At 36.4% G+C, this 23,037-nt stretch carries 16 protein-coding genes and 1 tRNA gene; 7 read left to right on the forward strand and 10 right to left on the reverse strand.

Annotation, left to right across the window (positions count from 1 at the left end):
• Nucleotides 1-51: 51 nt before the first annotated feature.
• Nucleotides 52-1,491 (reverse strand): YfcC family protein, encoded by a 1,440-nt coding sequence (locus PCNPT3_RS02580; protein WP_015464310.1) that lies wholly within the window; start codon nt 1,489-1,491, stop codon nt 52-54.
• 932 nt (nt 1,492-2,423) lie between these two features.
• Here PCNPT3_RS02580 and PCNPT3_RS02585 point away from each other — a divergent pair.
• Both PCNPT3_RS02585 and tyrA read left to right on the forward strand, forming a co-directional pair.
• Nucleotides 2,424-3,515 carry a 3-deoxy-7-phosphoheptulonate synthase gene (locus tag PCNPT3_RS02585; RefSeq protein WP_015464311.1) on the forward strand — a complete coding sequence of 364 codons (1,092 nt, stop codon included), beginning with the start codon at nt 2,424-2,426 and terminating at the stop codon, nt 3,513-3,515.
• Nucleotides 3,502-4,626: a bifunctional chorismate mutase/prephenate dehydrogenase gene (gene tyrA, locus PCNPT3_RS02590; RefSeq protein WP_015464312.1), complete on the forward strand. Its 1,125-nt coding sequence runs from the start codon at nt 3,502-3,504 to the stop codon at nt 4,624-4,626. The genes PCNPT3_RS02585 and tyrA overlap by 14 nt, the downstream gene beginning before the upstream one ends.
• Nucleotides 4,627-4,679: 53 nt before the next feature.
• Here the strand turns inward: tyrA and hpf are convergent, their stop codons facing one another.
• From hpf to argR, 3 genes are all read right to left on the reverse strand, one after another.
• A complete protein-coding gene (hpf, locus tag PCNPT3_RS02595) occupies nt 4,680-5,114 on the reverse strand; it encodes a ribosome hibernation-promoting factor, HPF/YfiA family (RefSeq protein WP_232207370.1) in 435 nt (144 codons plus the stop codon).
• Between the two features lie 301 nt (nt 5,115-5,415).
• Nucleotides 5,416-5,814 (reverse strand): type IV pilin protein, encoded by a 399-nt coding sequence (locus PCNPT3_RS02600; protein WP_015464314.1) that lies wholly within the window; start codon nt 5,812-5,814, stop codon nt 5,416-5,418.
• Between the two features lie 24 nt (nt 5,815-5,838).
• The gene (argR, locus tag PCNPT3_RS02605) at nt 5,839-6,291 is read right to left on the reverse strand and encodes a transcriptional regulator ArgR (protein WP_015464315.1); all 453 of its coding nucleotides are present in this window, start codon (nt 6,289-6,291) and stop codon (nt 5,839-5,841) included.
• Between the two features lie 382 nt (nt 6,292-6,673).
• Here argR and PCNPT3_RS02610 point away from each other — a divergent pair, with 382 nt between their 5' ends.
• The 3 genes from PCNPT3_RS02610 (at nt 6,674) to cysG (ending at nt 10,282) form a co-directional block, all read left to right on the forward strand.
• The gene (locus PCNPT3_RS02610; RefSeq protein WP_015464316.1) at nt 6,674-7,447 is read left to right on the forward strand and encodes a transporter substrate-binding domain-containing protein; all 774 of its coding nucleotides are present in this window, start codon (nt 6,674-6,676) and stop codon (nt 7,445-7,447) included.
• Nucleotides 7,448-7,570: 123 nt separating this feature from the next.
• A complete protein-coding gene (gene mdh, locus PCNPT3_RS02615; protein ID WP_015464317.1) occupies nt 7,571-8,515 on the forward strand; it encodes a malate dehydrogenase in 945 nt (314 codons plus the stop codon).
• A gap of 348 nt (nt 8,516-8,863) precedes the next feature.
• The gene (gene cysG, locus PCNPT3_RS02620) at nt 8,864-10,282 is read left to right on the forward strand and encodes a siroheme synthase CysG (protein ID WP_015464318.1); all 1,419 of its coding nucleotides are present in this window, start codon (nt 8,864-8,866) and stop codon (nt 10,280-10,282) included.
• Nucleotides 10,283-10,496: 214 nt separating this feature from the next.
• On the opposite strand, the gene hmpA is transcribed toward cysG, so the two are convergent.
• Nucleotides 10,497-11,681 (reverse strand): NO-inducible flavohemoprotein, encoded by a 1,185-nt coding sequence (gene hmpA, locus PCNPT3_RS02630; protein ID WP_015464320.1) that lies wholly within the window; start codon nt 11,679-11,681, stop codon nt 10,497-10,499.
• A gap of 101 nt (nt 11,682-11,782) precedes the next feature.
• Between hmpA and nsrR the strand changes: the two genes are divergently transcribed.
• Entirely contained in the window at nt 11,783-12,232 is a 450-nt protein-coding gene (gene nsrR, locus PCNPT3_RS02635; RefSeq protein ID WP_015464321.1) for a nitric oxide-sensing transcriptional repressor NsrR, read from the forward strand.
• Nucleotides 12,233-12,366: 134 nt separating this feature from the next.
• On the opposite strand, the gene dcuC is transcribed toward nsrR, so the two are convergent.
• A complete protein-coding gene (gene dcuC / locus PCNPT3_RS02640; RefSeq protein WP_015464322.1) occupies nt 12,367-13,734 on the reverse strand; it encodes an anaerobic C4-dicarboxylate transporter DcuC in 1,368 nt (455 codons plus the stop codon).
• A gap of 493 nt (nt 13,735-14,227) precedes the next feature.
• Between dcuC and PCNPT3_RS02650 the strand changes: the two genes are divergently transcribed.
• Nucleotides 14,228-17,137, forward strand: coding sequence for a UvrD-helicase domain-containing protein (locus tag PCNPT3_RS02650; RefSeq protein ID WP_015464324.1), 2,910 nt, complete (start codon nt 14,228-14,230; stop codon nt 17,135-17,137).
• Between the two features lie 237 nt (nt 17,138-17,374).
• Here the strand turns inward: PCNPT3_RS02650 and aspA are convergent, their stop codons facing one another.
• The 4 genes from aspA to PCNPT3_RS02670 form a co-directional block, all read right to left on the reverse strand.
• Entirely contained in the window at nt 17,375-18,835 is a 1,461-nt protein-coding gene (gene aspA / locus PCNPT3_RS02655; RefSeq protein WP_015464325.1) for an aspartate ammonia-lyase, read from the reverse strand.
• Between the two features lie 586 nt (nt 18,836-19,421).
• Complete coding sequence (locus PCNPT3_RS02660) at nt 19,422-20,222, reverse strand: glycosyltransferase (protein ID WP_015464326.1); 801 nt, start codon at nt 20,220-20,222, stop codon at nt 19,422-19,424.
• Nucleotides 20,219-21,319: an O-antigen ligase family protein gene (locus PCNPT3_RS02665; RefSeq protein WP_198006670.1), complete on the reverse strand. Its 1,101-nt coding sequence runs from the start codon at nt 21,317-21,319 to the stop codon at nt 20,219-20,221. Before PCNPT3_RS02665 ends, PCNPT3_RS02660 begins: the two co-directional genes overlap by 4 nt.
• A 1,525-nt stretch (nt 21,320-22,844) precedes the next feature.
• Nucleotides 22,845-22,921, reverse strand: a tRNA-Ile gene (locus PCNPT3_RS02670).
• Nucleotides 22,922-23,037 lie beyond the last annotated feature (116 nt).

Raw genomic sequence — 23,037 nt, forward strand, 5'->3', positions numbered from 1 at the left:
TTTCTTTTTGTTTAATTTTACGTAACTCCTTCTATCTAAACTTATATATACTTAAAGTATTACGCCGATACTCAACATCACCATGCACATTACAGTCAAGATGACTAAAAGAGGAGCAACCCATTTAACCCAACGTACGTAAGGAACTCGTGCGATAGCAAGACCACCCATAACAACGGCTGAAGTAGGTGTTACTAAGTTAACGACACCTGATGCTGATTGGTATGCTGTAACAACAAGGTCACGGCTAACACCAGAGAAATCAGCAAGGGGAGCCATAACTGGCATGGTTAGAACAGCAAGACCTGAAGATGAAGGTACTAAGAAAGAAAGTAGAATTTCTATCCAGAACATTACATTGACGAAGACAACGGCTGATAAGCCCATTACCATACCTTCGGCCGAGTTTAAGATTGTGTCTGTGATCATACCGCGATCCATGATCACCATGATGCCACGTGCAATACCGATAATTAATGCAACACCTAATAAATCACGTGCACCATCAATAAAGGTAGATGTAATTTCTTCTTCACTAAGGCGTGCAACTAAGCCTACAAGAATTGAAGCACCTAAGAACATGCCTGAAATCTCAGCCATCCACCAACCGCCTGCAGATACACCCCAAATCATGATGGCAAAAGATAATCCAAACATAGTTAGAACGATTTTACGTGTAGTTGTAAATTCAATTGAACCATCATCTGAACGACTACCTAAGAAATGTGCTTTATTTTCTTCGTATTTATCAAAAACAATCGATTTGGACTGATCCGCTCGTACCATTTTTGCGTAACGCATAACGTAAAGAACACAAATTACCCAACCAATCACTAAGATTGCAACACGAAGTAAGATGCCATCAGTAAAAGGAATACCGGCTGCATTCGCTGCGATAACAGTTGAAAATGGGTTAATAGTTGATCCTAAACAGCCAATGCCAGCACCTAGTAATACGGTAGCTGCTGCAACAACAGGGTCAAATCGTGCTGCCATCATGACGGGTACTAATAATGTATAAAACGGGAGAGACTCTTCTGCCATACCATAAATCGTACCGCCGGCAGCAAAAAGTGCCATTAGTATCGGTATTAAGAGTTCTTCTCTACCTTTTAGGCGTGTAGTAACGCGTTCAATACCTGCGTCAATAGCACCTGTTTTAGTTACGACACCTAAAAATCCACCAATAATAATGATGAACAATGCTACGTCGATAGCTGCTGCTTGGTAGCTATTATGATCATAGAAACCATCAATAGGGGCTAATAAAACATCAACGAGATTTTGAGGATTACCTTCAACTAAATGGTAAGTTCCTGTGATTGGCACTTCCTTGCCAATTTTTTCATTCATTTCGCGATCATATTGACCGGCGGGAATTACCCACGTCATTAGTGCGACAAGCGCAATTAATGCAAATAAGATGGTATAAGCGGAGGGGAATTTAAAGCCTTTTTCCTCTTCCACATTTTTGTCCGTGTTTGTAGTCATATTTTTATCCCTATTACTTTATGGTTGTCTAGCTAGATTTTTAGGTTTTTAGTTCAAAAAAACCGAGGTGCTCATTTTTTAACTTTTTGTAGATATTGGGTGTAAAACTAGGGTGGCTCCATTGTGCTGCGCACTCTCACTCTAATGTTATCAATATGTTACAAAGTTGCTGGAGCATTACAGTGATCATTTCAAACCTTTTTATTTACGTAGTGAAGTATAAAGACCTAAGCATTATTTAATCTTTAGGTGGATCACATTTCATCACTACAGATAAAACTGCAAGTTTTTTGTAAAAGGAAAAGGTGAATATTTTTTTGAAAAAACAGCATTAATATGCACGTATTGGCGCTTTTGTTGAAATGCTAGATATATATAAATTTTAAAAGTCAAAAGATTACCAAGCTGATTTTCAGTGGTGTTGTTTGATTTTTTTTGGTTTTTTTTTCTTTTTTGTCGCTTAATTATGCTTAATTAATGAATTTTTACGCTATTAACTTAGAGGGTAAACGATTACATTATGTATGGTTTATGCATGGGAGCCTAAATTATAAAAATAGTTGAAATATGATGATATTATGATCTTCATCATGCTTTTCAGGTTGGAAAGTGCTCGTCAAAGTGAGCAAGTATTTTTTATTGGTCTACTTGTTACTTTTTATTGGTTATTTTGTGTTCGTTTTGTTTTTTTTGGCCGTTTTTATTTGTACTGATTTGTTAAAAAAATACTTTTTTATATAAATATACTCATAAAGAGGTGTGTTTTCCGCTGTTTTTTCCATCAAAAATTTATTGTAGACTTCTTCATTAACCTATTTGTTAATTTGAGATTTTATCTTTTAAAATCTTTTATTATGTTATTTATCTGGTGACAAGATCTGTTTATTTCTTATGCTATGATGCATTTACAATCAACTGTCCACGAGAAGAATATGACAACTCTTGAAAATGAAAATATTTACATTGAATCAGAAACTGTATTAATTACACCCGCACAGCTTAAAGTACAACTTCCCGTTTCTGCTTATGTGTATCAATTCATTAATCGCGCGCGACAAACTATTGCTAATATTATTCATAAAAAAGATCCCAGACTTCTGATCATTTGTGGTCCTTGCTCGATTCATGATATAGACGCTGCTAAAGAGTATGCAACCCGCCTGAAGAAAATACATGATCAGTATAAAGATACGCTATATATAGTGATGCGCGTCTATTTTGAAAAACCGCGTACCACAGTTGGTTGGAAAGGACTGATTAATGACCCTTATATGGATGACTCTTTTGATATTGAAGCGGGTTTAAAAAAAGCAAGAGAGCTTTTGTTGTGGATATCTGAATTAGGTTTACCCATTGCAACAGAAGCGTTAGATCCGATAAGTCCACAATACATCGGTGATCTCTTTAGCTGGGCTGCGATAGGTGCGCGTACAACTGAGTCACAAACACACAGAGAAATGGCAAGTGGTTTATCCATGCCTGTCGGTTTCAAAAATGGCACTGATGGCAGTTTATCAACGGCGGTTAATGCAATGCAGTCGGCTGCATCAAGTCATCGTTTTATGGGTATTAATCAAAATGGGCAAAGTGCATTGTTACAAACAACGGGTAATAAAGATGGCCATGTGATCTTACGCGGTGGTGGTGGAAAACCCAATTATGACTCTCTAAATGTTGCATTAGCGGAACAAGCTCTCGATAAAGCAAAGATGAAAAATATTTTAATTGTTGATTGTAGCCATGAAAATTCAAATAAAAATCATGAATTACAATCATTGGTTGCCAATGATGTTTTCCATCAGATTTTAAAAGGTAATAAATCGATTATTGGTATTATGCTTGAAAGTAACCTTAATAGTGGCAATCAAGCCGCCGTGTTGCCTGTTTCGAATCTAAGATATGGAGTGTCGGTGACCGATGCGTGCATTGATTGGAAGAGCACTGAAGCGTTATTTTCTCAAGCCCATGATTTATTAAAAGAAACATTACACTCGAGAAGAGATAACCATCATGCCATTAAGTAAATTACGCGACAAAATAGACAGCGTAGATAAAAAACTCATTGATTTATTAGCGGAGCGATTACGTTTAGTGGCCGAAGTCGGTATTGTCAAAACAAAACATGGATTACCTATTTATGTGCCAGAGCGAGAAGCGTCTATGCTTGCTTCTCGTCGTCAAGAGGCAAAACTTAAAGGTGTACCTGAAGATTTAATCGAAGATATTTTACGACGTACTATGCGAGAATCTTATGCGAATGAGCATGATGCTGGCTTTAAAACCGTTAACCCGAAATTAAAACGTATCGTGATGATTGGTGGCAATGGTTTATTAGGTAAACGTTTTGTCGAAATGTTTACCTTATCAGGCTACCAGGTAGATATTTTAGGGCGATCTAATTGGGATCAGGCGCAACAACTCTGCAGTAAAGCGGGACTCGTGATTGTAGGCTCACCTATTGATGTGACCGTTGAGGTGATAAATCAACTTTCATACTTACCTGATGATTGCATTTTAGCGGATATTACGAGTATTAAAAGTGCGCCTTTACAAGCGATGCTTGATGTTCATTCAGGGCCTGTCGTTGGGTTGCACCCTATGTTTGGACCTGATATATCTAGCTTTGCAAAACAAGTGATAGTGTACTGTGATGGGCGTGGTGCTGATAAGTATGCTTGGTTGATTGAGCAAATGAAAATATGGGGAGCACAACTCTATTGCGTTAATGCTAAGACACATGATGAATCAATGACGCTTATCCAAGCATTACGTCATTTTACGAGTTTTGTGTATGGTGTGCACTTACAAGAAATGAATGCAGATTTAGGGCAGTTACTGGATCTTAGCTCTCCCATTTATCGTTTAGAGTTGGCGATGGTTGGTCGATTATTTGCACAAGAGCCTGCGCTATATGCGGATATTATTCTTTCTCAAAAGGGAAATTTAGCGATGATAAAACGTTATCATCAGCATTTTTCTATTGCCATTGAGTTATTAGAAACCTCTGATAGGGACGCTTTTATTAAACGTTTTCAATCTGTCACCGATTGGATGGGTGATTATTCTTCGCTGTTTATGGATGAAAGCCGGGCATTACTACAACAAGCCTATGATAAACGTGTTTATGATAAATAAATGTGTATAAAAAAAGGAGCGTAAAGCTCCTTTTTCTCCTTAGATTGGTTTCATTATGAGCTGAATTCTTTGTTCATCTTGATTTCCACATCAGATTCAATTTCGATATCATCTTCTTCGCTCATTTCTCCGGAAATATCCCCATTTCGACAAAGATCTTTGCCATGGTTCTTAGCGCGACTTGCTTCGTCTTTATGTAGATATTTATTGAGTTGGCGTTCAACTTTCTGAAATAATTGACCAATGGCGATATAAAGATCATCATGCTCTGCATGTGCAAATACCTTGCCATTCGGTACACCTATCTTCGCTTCAATTTTCACGCCTTGCGGCTCTTTAGTGATGATACAGTGTGGATTAATTAATGGGATTTGTAACTTTTCTAGCTTTTGAAAGCGCTCTTCTATTTTGCTACGCATTGTGTCAGTAATAGTAATTTGTCTGCTAGTAATTTCAATTCTCATATAAGACACCTTTTGGTTAGACACTTATTGTGCTCATAAATAGATTAGACGTTTTCTTAAATTTTAAAAGTGATATCGGTCACGTTTGATCGGCTTTTGATAAGAAGAGGTGTGATCTATGAGCACGCGTTATTTTCTGTATAAAAAAAACAAGAATTACTTGTTGAAACACAAATTTTAGGGCATTGTTGAATGGATAAGTTACCTGCCTTTTCTCCTTTTAATCCCTAATTCTGTCCTTCCTTTTTAAGTATTCTCACTTAAGTTTAGACCTATTTATATTTTTAATCGAAATAGAAACCTTGATGCTATCAAAATGCATACATTACCAACAATGGGGATTTGGCTGTTCATTTTTATCCGAATAATTATCATCTTGATCAACACGAAGCGTTATACATGAATCGGTATCTTTTTCTTGTTGGCTGCCTTTTTGTGCTGCCGCTTCGAGTAAATAAGTTGTCTCATCAGCGCTTAAAATTGAAAATTGATAATAGTCAGTATCCATTAACTCTAATAAAGATTTATCTGTTGTATAGCTGGGATGTAAAAGATGATGACTACTTTGTATTAATTGTGCGTTGATTAAGGTGTGTATTGCTTCTACTCTGCGCGTATGGGTGATAAAGGATACGTAATTGGGATAGCTTAGTGCGCTCAATATGGCAATGATAGCAATACAAATTAACAGTTCAATCAAAGTAAATGCGGAAAACTTAGACATGATCCCGCCTTATATTAGTCTGTGTTATTCAAATAATTTTTCAACTACTTTACAGGTTTCGTCTATTTTACTGAGATCGGTGGGAGTAATGAAAATAGTATCATCTCCTGCAAGGGTGCCTAATATACCTTCGCGTTTTCCGATAGAGTCTAATAACCGAGCGATAAGTTGCGCAGAGCCTGGACTTGCTTGAACGACGATAAGGCTACCATTATGATCTATATCTAAGACAAGATTCTTTAATGGGCTACCTGCACTGGGCACGCCTAATTCGGCAGGCAGGCAATATACTATTTCACGTTTAGCATTGCGTGTTCTTACTGCGCCTGATTTACTCAGCATGCGTGAGACTTTCGACTGGTTAATTTTATGAAAGCCTGCTGATTGTAATGCATCAACGATCTCACTTTGTGAGCTTAATCGTTCTTCTTTTAATAAAGACTTAAAAACATTCATTAATTCATGTGACTGTGTCATATCATTATTACTCAGGTTAGTTCAGAAAATAAGAAAGGCTATCATAAAGACTTTTAATCAATTATCAATTTATTCTGGTGCATAAGTATGCACTATATTTATTTTTTATGCAAAGTGATGCATAGCGCGGTTGTTGTTTTACATTTTTGGTCTACTCCCAAGGTATTAGTAAAGGGCGCTGCTAGATTTCTCTCATTAGCGCTATCAATCTTACTTAGATTATTTATGCCATACTCATGTAGAATACAGGCACTCGTGTTTGATATTTTTGGGATAATTAAGCTAGAGGTGTTTTTTCGTTAAGTTACTCTCTTTATAATAAAGCCGATAGGTGTTAAATGAGGGAGTATAAAGATCATCAATCTTAGGATGTTTACGTATTATGCCCAGATTTTATATTTTATTTTTTGCAGTTATATTCTCCTTTTCTGCTTTTACCCAAGCAGAGGAAGTTACTCATAAACAAGTGGTTCGTTTTGCGACGGAAGCAAATTACTATCCATTTGAATACCTTGATGCGCAAGGCAAGATGCAAGGTTTCGATATTGAAATAGCGAAGGCGATTTGTGAGCAGATGGACTTTGATTGTAGTTTTCAAAATCAACGTTTTGATAGTCTGTTATTAAGCTTAAAATTTGGGCGTTTTGATGCCGTTATTGCAGCTTTAGATATCACCTCTGAGCGTTTGCAAGATGTCGATTTTTCAAACAGTTATTATAAAGTTGATCCTGTCTTTTTAAGACTTGCCGATACAGAAGACATTTTTTCATTAAATGGTAAATTTATAGCAGTGCAAGCAGCATCATCAAATCAGGATTATTTAACGAAATTTAAACCGCATGATAGTTTTGTTATTCCTTATCCGACATTAATAAATGCGTTTAATGCGCTTAAAGATGCGCAAATTGATGCTATCTTTGGCGATCGAGCTGTTATTTTAACTTTTTTAAACAAAGTTAAAAATAATCAGGATTATATACTGTCTGAGATGTCGGGCCCTTTATTAGCTTCTTTTTCGAGTGGATATGGTATTGCGATAAAAAAAGGGAATAAAACATTACAACAACAGTTAAATACAGGTCTGAGTCAAATAAAAGAAAATGGTATTTATCTTAAAATATTTAAACATTATTTTAAGGGAGAAAATCAACGCTAGATCGAGGAATGTTATAACTTCCGCTGTATTTTTCATCTTAGATCACATTTGGTTAACATTTTTCACAGAATCTCAGAATATTGATTAAACTATTTTAAATTCAAAAAGTTTATGGAGATTTTTATGAAAGTTACTGTTCTTGGTGCTGCTGGTGGAATTGGTCAAGCACTCTCATTATTACTAAAGTTAGATCTTCCAGAAAATTCAGATTTGGCGCTTTATGATGTAGCGCCAATCACACCGGGTGTTGCTAAAGATCTTAGCCATATACCAACCAGCGTAAATGTAGAAGGCTATGTAGGAGATGATATCTGTGTTGCATTAGAAGGTGCGGATGTTATTTTAATTTCTGCGGGCGTTGCTCGTAAGCCCGGTATGGATCGTAATGATCTTTTTAACATTAATGCGGGGATCATTAAAAACTTGATCACGCATGTCGCAGAAGTTGCCCCTCAAGCTTGTATCTGCATTATAACCAATCCCGTTAATACCACGGTTGCTATCGCCGCTGAAGTGTTGAAAAATGCGGGGGTTTATAATAAAAATAAACTTTTTGGAATTACCACGCTTGATGTTATTCGAGCAGAAGAATTTGTGGCTAAGAAAAAAGGTCTCCCCGCAGAGCATATTCGCGTTAATGTTATTGGTGGGCACAGTGGTAGTACTATTTTACCCCTTTTATCGCAAGTGCAAGGTGTGCAATTTTCTCATCAAGAGGTGATTGATTTAACTGAGCGCATTCAAAATGCAGGAACTGAAGTCGTGAATGCTAAAGCTGGCGGGGGATCTGCTACTTTATCAATGGCACGAGCTGCCTCTATTTTTGGTGTTAATTTAGTACACGCTTTACTTGGTAAGCAAGGCATTATACAAAATGCTTATGTCGATGGCGGAAATAGCTGTTCACCTTTTTTCACTCAACCTTTATTGTTAGGTAAAAAAGGCATTGAACGTGTATTACCATATGGTGAATTGAGCGATTTTGAAGACAAGAAAAAAGAAGAGATGCTTGAATTGTTGCATGCTGATATTGAAAAAGGCATTGAATTTGTAAAAAATAATAGTTAATAAGTAACCTTTGCCAAAAGATTTTTAAAAGGCCCATATTGATGGGTCTTTTTTTTATTATCATTTAAGCTTGTCGATATTTATCTTTATTTTCATTTTATCGCATACAATGAAAAGCGTTAACCCATCCTAGTATCCTCACTCAAACTCACTTTATCTTTTTAGGTAGAGCCTTTAAACTATTATTAATGATACGTTTTGTTACTTGGAAATAAGCTTTAAAATTCAAACTTTAAGTATAAAAAAGAAGAGATCACGAAGAAAGCATATTAATTTCATTTTTTAATGTTTTTACTCCTGAGTATATTTCTTTATAGTATGCACTTTGAAAATTAAGCTGAGTGTTATATGGATTATTTACCCATTTTTACCAAGTTAGAAAATCGTGCTTGCTTGGTCGTCGGAGGCGGTGATATCGCTCTTCGGAAAGTGCATTTATTATTAAAAGCGGGTGCTAATGTGAGTATTTGCGCCTTGGCGTTTCATCCTCTTTTAAAGGCAAAGGCACAAGCACAAGAAGTGCGTCTTATCCCTCAAGCATTTAGCGTTGCATTATTAGATAAACAATGGCTGGTTATTGCAGCTACGAATGATCATGACATTAATGCGGAGGTTGCAAGGGCCGCTGAAGAGCGTCAATTGTTGGTGAATGTAGTCGATTCACCTCTGTTATCGAGTTTTATCATGCCTTCCATTGTTGATCGTTCACCGATCATTGTGGCTATTTCAAGTTCGGGTACCGCGCCCGTGTTAGCGCGTTTAATTCGAGAGCGTTTAGAGGCCTTATTGCCGATGCACATTGGACGTCTGGCCGCTATTTCCGGAAAATTTCGACATCGTGTAAAGGATAAAATTAAAAATGTTTCTTTACGTCGTCGGTATTGGGAGAAATTATTTGGTAATGGAAAACTAGGAACGTTACTAGAGCAAGGTAAAACAGAAAAAGCCGTGGAACTCATGGAAAACGCTCTGTGCTCGCAGCCGAGTAGTGGTGATGTTGCTTTAGTGGGAGCTGGACCTGGAGATCCCTCTTTATTGACATTAAAAGCACTACAGTTAATGCAACAGGCTGATGTCGTTTTATATGATCGTTTAGTCTCTTCTGATATTTTAGACTTAGTACGTCGGGATGCAGATCTTATCTCAGTTGGTAAAAAAGCAGGCGATCATTATGTTGAGCAAGCCCGTACTAATAAAATGCTTATTGAGTTCGCACAACAAGGCAAGAAAGTAGTCCGCCTTAAAGGTGGCGACCCTTTCATCTTTGGGCGCGGAGGTGAAGAATTAGAGGAGTTACTTGATGCGGGTATTTCTTTTCAAGTTGTGCCAGGGATAACGGCCGCTTCTGGTTGTAGTGCTTATGCGGGGATCCCTTTAACACATCGCGATTTTGCTCAATCGGTCACTTTTGTTACTGGGCACCAAAAATCAAAGGGTGAAAAAATAAATTGGCAGGCTTTAGCAAGCCCAATGCACACCTTAGTTGTTTATATGGGATTATTACAAACAGAGAAAATACAGACACAACTGTTGCATTTTGGCCGAGATAAGAAAACGCCGGTAGCCTTAATAAGTCATGGCACCACAACAGAGCAACATGTGATATTAGGAACATTAGAGGAGCTAACGTTGTTAGGGGGAGGCGCGCAAGGTCCCACATTGATCATCATTGGTGAAGTCGTGAGCTTAGCGAATAAATTAAGTTGGTTTAATGCTCAAAATGCCACTAAATTATCAAGAGATCCCTTTTTAGTTAATCTATCATAACAATAAGTATACTTAGGGTTATACCAAAGGAACTAAAAAGGCTACCCGTCTTGCTTGTTGAAATTATCCCACCCAGCGTTGTGATTTTTGAAGTGAGAACAACACTCTCCTGAAACTCACGCCTTGCTCGTGTTAATTTTTCCTGCGCAATACATGAAAACTTAATTAATTCCTTTGCTATTAGATGCTTTTTACAAAGCATCTATCCCTTTTTTTAGATGATTTTATTCGGTCCAAAACATTCGTAATGAATATTTTCATTTGGCACTTTTAGATCGGTCAGTGCATGTGCGACATATTGCATAAAAGCAATGGGCCCACATATATAATAATGCATATTAGGATCAATTTTTTTATCGAACAGCGCGTCTAACTTCATGAACCCTTGGTGTTGATAATCCTCGTTAATGAGATCCGAGTCTAAAGGAGAGTTATACCAAATCGTGCTTTGCATATGTGAATGTTTGGCGATGAGTGCTTGCACATGTTTTTTAAACGCATGGGTTTGACCATTTTCAGTCGCATGTAACCACGTCACCGATGTATTATGTGCCGTTAAACTCTCTAGCATCGATAACATGGGCGTCAGACCGACACCTGCAGATATCAGTGTAACCGGGCGACTCTCAGTAATATCTAAAAAGAAATCACCGGCAGGTGAGCTTAATGAAACCACATCACCGACATTAAGCTCGTTATGTAAATAATTAGAAACAACACCCTCTACATCGCGTTTAACTGAAATGCGATAACTATCATCGCGAGGAGAGCAAGAGAGGCTGTATTGACGAATTTCTTGATACTTAAATTGAGAAGGGTGTAAGTAAATACCGATATATTGTCCTGGCATAAAATGAGAGACATTTTTACCATCAACGGCTTTGAAAGTGAAACTACTAATACATTGGCTTTCTGCTTTTTTTTCGGTCAGAACAAACGCTCGTTTACCACGCCATCCACCTGATTTATTTTCATTTTCTTTATAAATATCTTCTTCTCGCGTGATAAATATATGCGCAAGAACGCCATAAGCTTCAGCCCAAGCATCAATGACTTCTTGGCCTGGAGAAAGTAGCTCATCAATACTTGCAAGTAAGTGCTCGCCAACAATATTATATTGAGCTTCTGTTATCATAAAACTACTGTGTTTTTGCGCTATTTTTTCAACAACAGGCAATACGGCCGCTAAATTGTCAATATTATTGGCGTATGCACATATCGCATTAAAGAGTGCTTCTTGTTGCGCGCCTTTTGTTTGGTTGCTCATATTAAAGATATCGAGTAATTCAGGATGATGCTTAAACATACGTTTATAGAAATGGGTGGTAAGTTTAGTGCCTGTTTGAGCAATGAGAGGCGCTGTCGATTTGACGATTTTTATTGTTTTTTCTGAGATCATATTGAAACCTTTATAAGTTGCATTTAAAATACATGTTATCTTTATACCGATCCTATTTCTTTTAGTCAACAAGCTTATTAAAATTTTAAAAAGGAGGCGCCGTGCAATTAACTACATTTACCGATTATGGATTACGTACATTGATTTATTTGGCTATATTACCCAAAGGAGAATTAGCAGACATATCAAGCGTCGCTAATATTTATAATGTATCTCGAAATCATATGGTTAAAGTGATCAGTAAATTGTCTAAATTGGGCTATATCGATGCGGTACGTGGGAAAAATGGAGGAATTAGATTAGGTATTGATGCGCATAAAATATTTTTAGGTGATGTGATTCAAAATATGGAATCGATGAACATCGTTAATTGTAATGCTGGTTTTTGTCATATTGTGGGGGCTTGTCAGCTTAAGGGGGTGCTTGCGAGTGCTACGAATGCATTTTTGGCAGAGCTAAATAAGCATACAATCTTAAGCTTAGTTGAAGATAATGTGCCATTGGTTAATTTATTGGGCGTACCTATTGGTGGCAATAAGGGAGAGCTCTGATTTTAGGTCAAAATGTTTTTAATCCGTTTTAGTGCATTAATATAAATCTTCTATTGATAGATAGTGGCTCAGATAAAAATAGGGTTTGCACGTTTAACATGCAAACCCTATGTCGATATATTAACTAAAGTGAGTTAAAGACTCATAGGTACGGTGATAATTGTTCCTATCACAACCGTAATTAGCCCAACGAGAACGGGAACGGATGTACGTTTAACAACATCAAATGGACTTAATTTAGCCATGCCACTTGTTGCGACAATAACGCCAGAAACGGGTGATATTGTACGACCAAGGTTTGAGGCTTGTAGCATTGGTATTATTAAAAATGCGGGGTGTAATCCTAATTTACCGGCTAATGCGGGTGCCAATTCGACAAATGCGAAAAAGGGCGCGTTACCGGAGCCTGTTGCGATGGCTGCTACCATGGTGATACCTGTTAAAATTAACATCAATGCAATCCCGCCTGCACCCGCTTGCTCTGCTAAGCCAATTAAGTTATCGATAGCGCCGATAGACATTAATCCTTGAGCAAAAACCCCTGCTCCGATCAAAAGCATAACAACACTTTTAAAAGCATCTCCCATACCGTCATAACATACACTTAAATCATCAAGCGTTTCTTTGCCATTAAAGCGTTTGCTAATGAAATCAACAACGGCAGAAATGAAGATAGACATAACGACAATGGTATAAATATCTAGTTTTACCCCTGGGATAGTAGAGCCGTTAAATAAGAATACACCAACGATAGGTAAAAATGGCAGAATGAAATAATAACTCGGTGCGGTAACGTTAATGGTGGTTATATCTGTTTTAACCATTGGCGTGTTGTTTTTCTTATCTAAATATCGATTCCAGAAAAAGATAGCGATGGCCATTGTAATGACGGCTGCAATGGAAACGGGTAATACAGTGCCCAGTGAAAATTGATCAAGTGGTATACCTGATTTTTCTGCAGCAATCACTACGTCACCTGAAGTGGGTGATAATATGACAGCTACCGGTGAGGCGCAGACAGACGCGGCGGCTGCGCGTGATATACCCATCGCTGTCATCATCGGGAACAATGTTGCCATTAATAATACGCCTAAACCCGTTGCAGAGCTGACTGCAAGTGACATTAAGCAGGCTACAAAATAGGCGACTACAAGTAATATATAGGGCGATTTTATAAACGCTAGAGGCCGTGCACATACTTTGACGACAACATTGTTGGCATCTATTTTTGTCATATAAGCTGCGAAACCACATAAAAGCATGATTTGCATTCCTAAACCACCGCCTCGATATCGCAACATATATTTAATAAATTCAAGTGCATCGGTGAGAATGTTGCCGGTAGGCGTAATATTATCGGGTAGGATACTTTTTCCAAGTAAGCCTGTGATGATAAGTAGAATAACGCCGGCGGTGAGTAAGATCCCTGTTGCATTATATCGTTTAATAATGAAATAACCGACAGAGACGGTAATGATAAAGCCAATAAATAATTCTAGCATAAGGTTGCCTTGTAGAATGATATGGTTGAGTATTAGAAGTTAAAGTAAGGTATCAATTATCTAGGGTGAATAGATATAAACGGCACATATTTGTGATGTATCTTATATTTAGGTTGTTAATTAACTTAAATTCGGGATAACTAGCATTGTTTAGTGCGTCGCCTGCCTTTATTAAGCCATATGTCGGCAATTTGATGCATGAGTTTTGTTTTAAATTTAATAATGCATCAATTATTTATTTTATTCTTATTTTATATTTTTATTTTTTATTGTTTATTATTTATTCATATTCTATTTTTCTTCGTTTTACTGTGCCAGTGTCCTTTTTTGAACATTTAGCGGTGCCGTGTTTGGGTCTTAATTACGCTCTGTATATAAAAGATGTTTTTTAGGCTCTATTAAATAGTCAGCTAAGCCTTTTTTGTTATGTTAAGACATCTGCTACTGCTAGAATAATGGTTCGCTTCTTTTCTTTATTAGGTCTTTTTTCTCTGTGAAATCAATCAATTCTAGTGTTTTTGGTCGTTTTTTTGGTCATTCAACGAAACTCTGTTTCGATGAAAATAATATAACGTTAGTCGTCAATGGCGAGCATTTAGTGATCGCATGGCATTTGCTCGTTTCTCCCCCTAAATTTCGCTCCGGTTTATGGGGTAAAAATATTTCGTTTTATACTTCCCAAAAAAACTACACACTAACGAAAATGGCTTTTCGTACCTCTATTAATCTACAAATACACTGTGAAAATTTATGGATAGAGGCCAATAAGAAGCGTCTGCAAAATATAATTATCAATATTGATAAATATATTCGTCAGAAATATCTGCGCCAATCGACAGTGCAACATATTAAATTGGCGATACAAGAGGAGTATGTGCGCTGGTATCCCTGGGTGACGAAAGTTAATGTCGTTGATGAAATAGCGACTTTAATCGGTTTGTTATCTGATTATCAGAGCTGGTCAAAGGCGGACATAGAGATACGCCGTGAAGCGTATATTAATCAGCAACTATCACTCTTTAAAACGTTTTTTGATGACGTAGAGTCGAAACCCTTGACGCTTAAACAACGTCGCGCTTGTGTTATCGATGACGATAATAACCTGTTACTTGCGGGAGCGGGAACCGGAAAAACCAGTGTCATGGTGGGCCGTGCTGGTTATTTATTAAATAGTCTGCAAGCGCAGCACTCAGATGTTTTACTGCTCGCTTACGGGCGAGCGGCTGCCGATGAAATGGACGCTAGAATAGTCGACAAGCTACGTACTGATAAAATCAGCGCAACCACTTTTCACAGTCTTGGGCAGAGCATTATTGCGCAGGTCGAGGGCGCTAAACCTTGCCTATCGATATTTGCAGGTGATGAAAAAGCCAAAGCAAAATGGATCCAGACATATTTTGAAGGGTTAATTTACAATAATGAAGCGTATTGTTCTTTAATTTTAGAATATTTTAGTAAATATTATTATGTAGAAAAGAACGACTTTGAGTTTGAAAGTTTGGGCGATTATTATCAATACTTAATTGATAATGATATACGCACCTTAAAAGGGGAGAGGGTTAAAAGTTTTGGTGAGTTGTATATTGCTAATTGGTTATTTAATCATGGTATTGAATATCAGTATGAAGCTAATTATGCGTTTGATGTAAAAAACAGAGAGCACCGTCAATATCAGCCCGATTTCTTTTTAGTAGAGTTAAATATTTATATAGAGTATTACGGCATCGATGAAAATGGAGATACGGCGCCTTATATCAATAGAGAGGAATATCAGGCATCAATACAATGGAAGAGGCAAACGCATCAGCATCATAAAACGCAATGTATTGAATTAACCTATGCGGATCATAAAAAAGATATTTTATTCAAAAAACTTGCTAAACATTTAAAAAACAAACACCTAGAATGTGAATTATTACCTCCTGAAGCAATGCTTGCGAGTTTAAAGAAGAGTGGGCGTATTAGCGCGCTTGCAGAAATATTTACCAAGTTAGTGAGTTTATATAAGAGTGCTTGCTTAGATGCTGAGTTAGAAGAAAATATCATTAAGACAGCTCAAGATAAAAAGCAAATGGCGAAAGCATTTACGTTATTAAAACCCCTTTTTAAAGCTTATCAAGCACATTTACTAAGCCGTGATGAAATTGATTTTGAAGATATGATCTCTAAGGCGTTAATGTATATTCAAAGTGGGCAATTTAAGCCCTCTTGGCGTTATATTATGGTCGATGAGTTCCAAGATATATCAGAGCCTCGTGCTCGTCTTGTGAAGGCGCTACGTGATAACTGTCAAGGTAGTTCAATTTTTGCTGTTGGCGATGATTGGCAGGCTATTTATCGTTTCAATGGCGCGGATGTATCGCTGACAACCAGTTTTTCACATTATTTTGGTCATACAACTCAAACTGAATTAGATCGTACTTTTCGTTTTAATAATAAAATAGCGCAAGTCGCCACTGACTTTATCTCTAAAAATCCTTCTCAAATATATAAAACGATCATAGCAAATGATCAGGTGAGTCTGCCTGCTATATCATTGTTGTGTAAGCGAACACTTACCCTTTCAACTCCAAATAACATTGATGAAATAACGAATGGTGCCCTTGACGAGGTATTAAGTGCGATTGCGCGTAAAGCTAATAAACCGACAAGTGTGTATTTACTTGCTCGTTTTTGGTTTTTATTACCGGACAAATTAACCCTTACACGTTTAAATCAACGATATCCCATATTAAAGATACAAACACAGTCATTTCATACCGCGAAAGGTAAAGAAGCGGATCAAGTGGTGATCATTGGCATGAAAACAGGTAAGCATGGTTTTCCTTCCTCTAAAGCAACGCCTGCTATTTTAGATGCCTTACTTGCTAAAGAAGAAACGTTTGAACATAGTGAAGAGCGTCGTTTGTTTTATGTTGCATTAACGCGCGCTAAAAATCGCGTTTATATTATTGCTGATATGCAAAATTCCAGTATTTTTGTGCAAGAGTTGATTAGTGAATATGAAATTGAACTGAATGAATTTGACGATGAGAGTTCGCCAAAACAGGCTCATCAAAGCCATTGTTTAGTCTGTAAAACTGGTGTGTTAAAAGCGGGGGTTAGCCGTTATGGCCATTTCTATTATTGCTCTCATTTCCCTCTGTGCGCTTACAAAGAAAGAGCTTGCATTAAGTGCCATAGCCTGATGACAAAAACGGTATATGTAGGCTTTAAAGCCTGTTTAAACTCATCTTGTCACGATGTAGTGCCTTTGTGTGATAAATGTGGTGCGGAGATGCTACTAAGGAGTAGTAAAAAAGGTGAGTTTTGGGGATGTCGAAATTATAGAGGCAATGATGCACTTAGTTGTAAAAATGCGATTGATAAATCAAAAATAAAATGGCCAGTGCTGAGCCATTGAGGAAATTATTTTGATTGATAACGCTATATTTTGATATTGCTGGTGGATAATAAAAAAAGTTTTACTATATTTGGACATAAAAAGACCCCCAGTAATTGGTTGTCCAACCATTGGGGGTCACTTCAATAGGGCTACTTTTTTTATTGTTACGTTCGGACGCCCTCCGATATTAATATCCGTACGGATACAGCGCGGTTTTATTATTCAGGCCGCGCGATGTCATTAAGGATGAATATCTTAGTTGTACTGTTTTGCTTTATATTGAGGATGCATTAGATTTTGTACTGAAAAAATGTCATCTAATTCTGTTTTGCTCAGCAGCGCGCGCTCTAGAACAACTTCTCGGACACTTTTACCTGTTTCGGCACAAATCTTACCGATGATATCACCTTCTTTATGACCAATTAATGGGTTTAAATAAGTAACGATGCCGATAGAATTAAATACAAATTTTTCACAAACTTCTTTATTTACAGTAATACCTGTAATGCATTTATCACGTAGGTTTATGCACGCATTATTAAGTAGTGAAATTGATTCAAATAATGCTTGTCCAATAACAGGCTCCATCACATTAAGTTGTAATTGACCGGCTTCTGCTGCAAAGGTAATAGTAATGTCATTGCCAATTACTTTAAAGCAAACTTGGTTTACAACCTCAGGAATGACTGGATTTACTTTAGCGGGCATGATTGATGAGCCTGCTTGTAATTCTGGCAAATTAAGTTCATTCAAACCAGTTCGAGGGCCTGATGAAAGTAAACGTAAATCATTACATATTTTAGATAGTTTAACAGCGGTACGTTTAAGCGCGCTATGCACCATGACATATGCACCACAGTCGGAGGTTGCTTCAATAAGATCTTCAGCGGGAGTACACGCTAATCCTGTAATATCAGCAAGGTTTTTAACCGCTAAGAGTTGATAACCTTTGATGGCATTTAACTCGGTTCCAACGGCTGTTGCACCTAAATTAATTTCAAGTAATAAATTAGCCGTATATTTAATGTTTTTAATTTCTTCTTTAATCGAGATGGCAAACGCGTTAAATTCCTGACCTACCGTCATAGGGATAGCGTCTTGAAGTTGAGTTCTGCTCATTTTTAAAACCTCAGAAAACTCACTGCCTTTTGCATCAAATGAGCCTTTAAGATACTCAAGAGATTTAATCATGTTCATTAAACTATTATAAACGGCAATACGAAAACCGGTAGGATAAGCGTCATTGGTGGACTGACTTTTATTAACATGATCGTTGGGATCGATAATGTCGTAATCACCTTTTTCTTTACCCATTAACTCAAGTGCTAGATTGGCAATCACTTCATTTGTATTCATATTAACCGATGTACCTGCACCGCCTTGATATACGTCAGATGGGAATTGATCCATACATTTCCCTGTATCGAGGATCACGTCACACGCTTTAATAATATATTGGCCTACATCCGATGGAATAGCGCCTAATTCTTTATTTGCCATAGCGGCTGCTTTCTTCGTGAATATCATGCCTCGTATAAATTCAGGGACATCTGAAATGGTACTATTAGATATATTAAAATTTTCGATAGCGCGAAGAGTATGAATTCCCCAATAAGCATCTGCGGGAACTTGGCGTTTACCAAGTAAATCTTCTTCTGTACGCGTTGCAATATTTAATGTTGTTGCATTTTTATCTAGAGAAACTGTTTGAGACATAACAAAGCCTTAATGAAAATTTTTATTAAAAGAATAAAAATTAATATATTGAACCAGCTGTTGTAAGGAATCCATTCGCAAGCATGGGTGATAGATACATTCCAAATGTATCATCTTACCCAGTATAGGATCCTCTCCCTTTAGGGGATATTCTATAGCGAAGATCAACTTATGTTATTATTTAAAAAATTTCGGAGCGAAATGGGATGTAAATCATGATTAATGATCTGGGATCATGTGTTTAGTTCGTTTGTGAGCATCAGTATTGCTTTGCCATTGCATACGACTTGTAACTAAAGGATCACAACAGGTGAAAGTGAGTGTCAGTTTATTTTGTCAGGAATTTGGTGGCATGTTGTGATAAATGTAATGCGAAGATGACACTCATACATCTGTCTTATCTCATACGATAAATGCTAGGAGACTTCGTTCACACATTTGCAACTACCTAATGTTGAGTTTATCCTGATTTTTCGCTCCTTTTTAATAAGAGATAAAAATCAGATCATACTCAACACTGCACGTAGTCAGAATGTGGGAAAACATCCCAATACACCAAAAGATGACGAGTATCTATTATACACTACTACTCAAGCGTATTGATTCCGTGTTTGCATTGTATGTTTTTTTCCTTTGTTTTACTCATAAACATATCTAAAGCATTATCATTTTCTGCGTTAACTTTGTGCTGTAAATGATATTGGACACATCGTCCAAATTCACCTTTAGGCGTAAGGCCCGTTAAATATAAGCGCCTTAATAAATCACTATCCTCATATCCCCATCCTTGAAAATCCTCATCGAAGCCATTTATTTGTATTAGGTTTTCCATTGGTATTGCAATATTAGATCCAAATTCCACCATACTTGATTTTATTTTATGTAAATATGGCAAACTCCAATCAGGATAACGAAGGGCCTGCTCTGGTTTAGTTAAGCGTCCTAATATTGATTGTACTACGAGCCAAACGCCTGAATCTAATTTAATAGGATCAAGTCTATTCTCTCTTAATTTTGTTGATAGTTTTTTCTTAATATATACTCGCACGCCTATCACTACATGGGATGAAGATGCTTGATCCATGTGATCATGAATAAACATAGAAGATGCAATACAATCGGCATCGGTAAAAATAATATATTCAGCAGTACTTGTTTTGATTGCTTTATTTAATATTTTTGCTTTCCTAAAACCTTTATCTTCTTGCCATACATGCCTAATATTAAGCGTTGCATACGTTTTAATTAAAGCTTCTATTGTACTTTCTGAACCGTCATCTGCGATGCAGATACTAAAGTTTTTATATGTTTGCCTAACATAAGAATCGAGTGCTAATTTTAAATCTCTAGGATTATTATAAGCGCTCATAATGACTTCTACTTTCATTCTTTTTCTCTTTGTATGTTATTTAAGTTACTTCCTGCTCTCTCAATATAGCCGATCATTATAAGGTAAATAATTAAGCTTTGACCAGTAGTAAAGGGGGTATCTACAAAGCTACATAGAAAATATAATAGAGAGATATTTATTACTAAACACTTAATAACAGGAGAATGTTTTTTTGTTAGATAAATAGGATATATAAATAAAGACATTAGGAGCAAAGAGCCCAATATCCCCGAGTTCACTTGTTTTTCAATAAAGTTATTATGAAATGTCCAAGATACAACACGATGAACGCTTGGTGTTATTTGTTTTTTATCGAGTAAGTCATTTAATTTTGGTTGTAACGTTTTACCATAACCGAGAATAGGTTTTTCTTTTATTAGTGTCCATCCTAGTTGGTACATTTGCAATCTTAAGCCGATGGAGGTACTAAAGTCACCTTTTTCTAAATGTTTAACCTCATTTATTGTTTGAGTTATTCTTGCGCTCATATAAGGTTTAACTGATAAAAAACCAATGACGACAACGAGAGCAATTGCCATTACTTTAACGATTAACTTTTTACTGCGCAGAAGGTAATAGTAACCGCTTAAACCTAGTATAATTATAAGCGCTATTATAGGGCCTCTAGACTCGGTTAGTAGGGTTGCATATGTTGATAAGATTAATGATATCCATAATATAGCCTTATGTTTATTCTTAATGTTATTAATGAGCATCGTTAAAGAACTGATAGAAAAAAATGCAGCTATTGTAGCTAAAGGGATAGCATTAACCGGCCAATCAAATCGGTTTGTAGGTTCGATTATTTGATAATAAACAATAATGGCGGTGATATTAACGGCACCTGCAAATAATAAATATTGTAAACTTTTTAAATTAAAGGTTTTTTTTGGTGTTACTAACAGTAAGGTAAAAACAACTAAAAGAGAGCGAACTTCTATACTGCCAGTACTATTGTAACAATAATTAAAAATAGAAAATATCGAGAGTAACAATATATATTTCAGCCAAGGGTTGTTATATATATTGGTAGTGATTATTTTCTTACTCTGTACGAATAATCTAATAATTAGATATACTAGTGCAACGATCACAATGGATTTATGGCCATTACGAAACCAGAGAATAGAAGTTAATGATAATAAAAAGGGTAACACACTGTAAAGATGATACAAAAATTGTTGATTAGAATATGTCTTTTTTAATTTATAAAAAAAAATACGGCATGCTGTCATACGATTGATAAACCTAAGGTGTTCATAATATATTATATATTATATAAATTGAGTGATTATGACATAACAAACTAAATATCGCAGTTTTCATGTTATATCGAGTTTAGTTGATCTTTCTTTTTATGATTGTAGAAAAGATCCGTCACAGTACTATCAAGGAACGCGCTACATATTAGGCGATTTGTGAAGGCGAAATGATTTACACGACAGGTTAGCTTGCTCGTTGTGCACCATTACATCAGTTTGCCGTTGATAAATACCCATAATTAAGGGGCAATGACTAATTGTATACCTCCATGTCACCTATTTAGCTTCCCTGCAATCAAAAATAAAAGTCAATTATAAACAAGAAAGAAAGAAACGCTATAAAAATTTATATCAACGAGATAGGCCTAATGAAAGGCTTAATGCTGAGTTGCCATTTTAGGTAAAATAAAATAAAAATACAATACGAATTCTAAGCCACTTTACTCCTTCACCAATAAAGTTTCTTAAAATCATTGCAAAAGGCTTACAAGAACGTCTGCGCAAAGAGTGGTAGTGGTTCGAATGGTAAGCCTTGTCCATTAATGAAACTAAATTTTGGTGTACATATGCCGAAAGTGTAGATCAATAATTTAAAACGTGGAAATTAAGCACAACATATTATTTTTTAAAAAATGTTGCGCTTAATTTCATGAAGTTAGATTCAACATTAAAGGACATAACACCAAAGCCGTAATAGCGCGCATATGCTCCGCTACTAGTTTGGCTTAAGTTTCGTTGTTAGTCTCTTCTTCAGCTTCATTTTAAATACTCAACTGAGGCGATGTTTTTTTAAAACCAATGTAATTTCGGATAGTATTGTCTCGCCCGATCGTTGGTGATTTAATTCAAACCTCGTAGCCACGACCCCTAATGGAATGCAAAGTAAATACTACAGTTTAAGTGTTCAGTCATTATTTCAGTTGATCTATCTTTTATTTTAACTGATAAAAATAAGTACGAGAGGGGCTGATCAGATCGAACAGTAGATTGATGAAGCGGTATAACAGGTTTTTACGAGTTCCATCAAAATAATTATGTTTTTAATTTTGGAAGGGAGTTTATGACAAAAATCATCGACATCATAAAATAAGCTTTGCTTTGTAGTGTTAGCTTTTATCCTAAGTATTTAGCCCATCACCATGAAAGGTTGAATTGTTTATCTTTGATTTTGCTCGTTTGTTTTTGTATCGTTTGATGGCGTGGTGTTTTTAACCATAGTAACACTGCATCGATAACATTTTGTTGGTGTTATCTCTGATGTTATTAAATATTTGGGATATTACAAATTGTACTTGTGCATTAAATCTGTGGATTATAAAACAAAAAAGACGCTAAAAAGCGTCTTTGATGTTGAATGTGGTGGCCCCTCCCAGACTTGAACTGGGGACCTAACGATTATGAGTCGTGTGCTCTAACCAACTGAGCTAAGGGGCCTTATTTCTACATTTAATTAAATGTAAGTAAACTTGAAGTGCGAGTATATAAGCTTCGTATTTTCATGTCTAGCATATCTGATGCGTTTGCTGAATTATTCGACAACATTTACACAT

This window comes from Psychromonas sp. CNPT3 (assembly GCF_000153405.2).
Lineage (GTDB): Bacteria > Pseudomonadota > Gammaproteobacteria > Enterobacterales > Psychromonadaceae > Psychromonas.

What these genes read in the sequence shown, in the direction of transcription:
- PCNPT3_RS02580 (WP_015464310.1), bottom strand. Translation starts at nt 1,491, where the DNA reads ATGACTACAAACACGGACAAAAATGTGGAAGAGGAAAAAGGCTTTAAA.
- PCNPT3_RS02585 (WP_015464311.1), top strand. Translation starts at nt 2,424, where the DNA reads ATGACAACTCTTGAAAATGAAAATATTTACATTGAATCAGAAACTGTA.
- tyrA (WP_015464312.1), top strand. Translation starts at nt 3,502, where the DNA reads ATGCCATTAAGTAAATTACGCGACAAAATAGACAGCGTAGATAAAAAA.
- PCNPT3_RS02600 (WP_015464314.1), bottom strand. Translation starts at nt 5,814, where the DNA reads ATGTCTAAGTTTTCCGCATTTACTTTGATTGAACTGTTAATTTGTATT.
- argR (WP_015464315.1), bottom strand. Translation starts at nt 6,291, where the DNA reads ATGACACAGTCACATGAATTAATGAATGTTTTTAAGTCTTTATTAAAA.
- PCNPT3_RS02610 (WP_015464316.1), top strand. Translation starts at nt 6,674, where the DNA reads ATGCCCAGATTTTATATTTTATTTTTTGCAGTTATATTCTCCTTTTCT.
- mdh (WP_015464317.1), top strand. Translation starts at nt 7,571, where the DNA reads ATGAAAGTTACTGTTCTTGGTGCTGCTGGTGGAATTGGTCAAGCACTC.
- cysG (WP_015464318.1), top strand. Translation starts at nt 8,864, where the DNA reads ATGGATTATTTACCCATTTTTACCAAGTTAGAAAATCGTGCTTGCTTG.
- hmpA (WP_015464320.1), bottom strand. Translation starts at nt 11,681, where the DNA reads ATGATCTCAGAAAAAACAATAAAAATCGTCAAATCGACAGCGCCTCTC.
- dcuC (WP_015464322.1), bottom strand. Translation starts at nt 13,734, where the DNA reads ATGCTAGAATTATTTATTGGCTTTATCATTACCGTCTCTGTCGGTTAT.
- aspA (WP_015464325.1), bottom strand. Translation starts at nt 18,835, where the DNA reads ATGTCTCAAACAGTTTCTCTAGATAAAAATGCAACAACATTAAATATT.
- PCNPT3_RS02660 (WP_015464326.1), bottom strand. Translation starts at nt 20,222, where the DNA reads ATGAAAGTAGAAGTCATTATGAGCGCTTATAATAATCCTAGAGATTTA.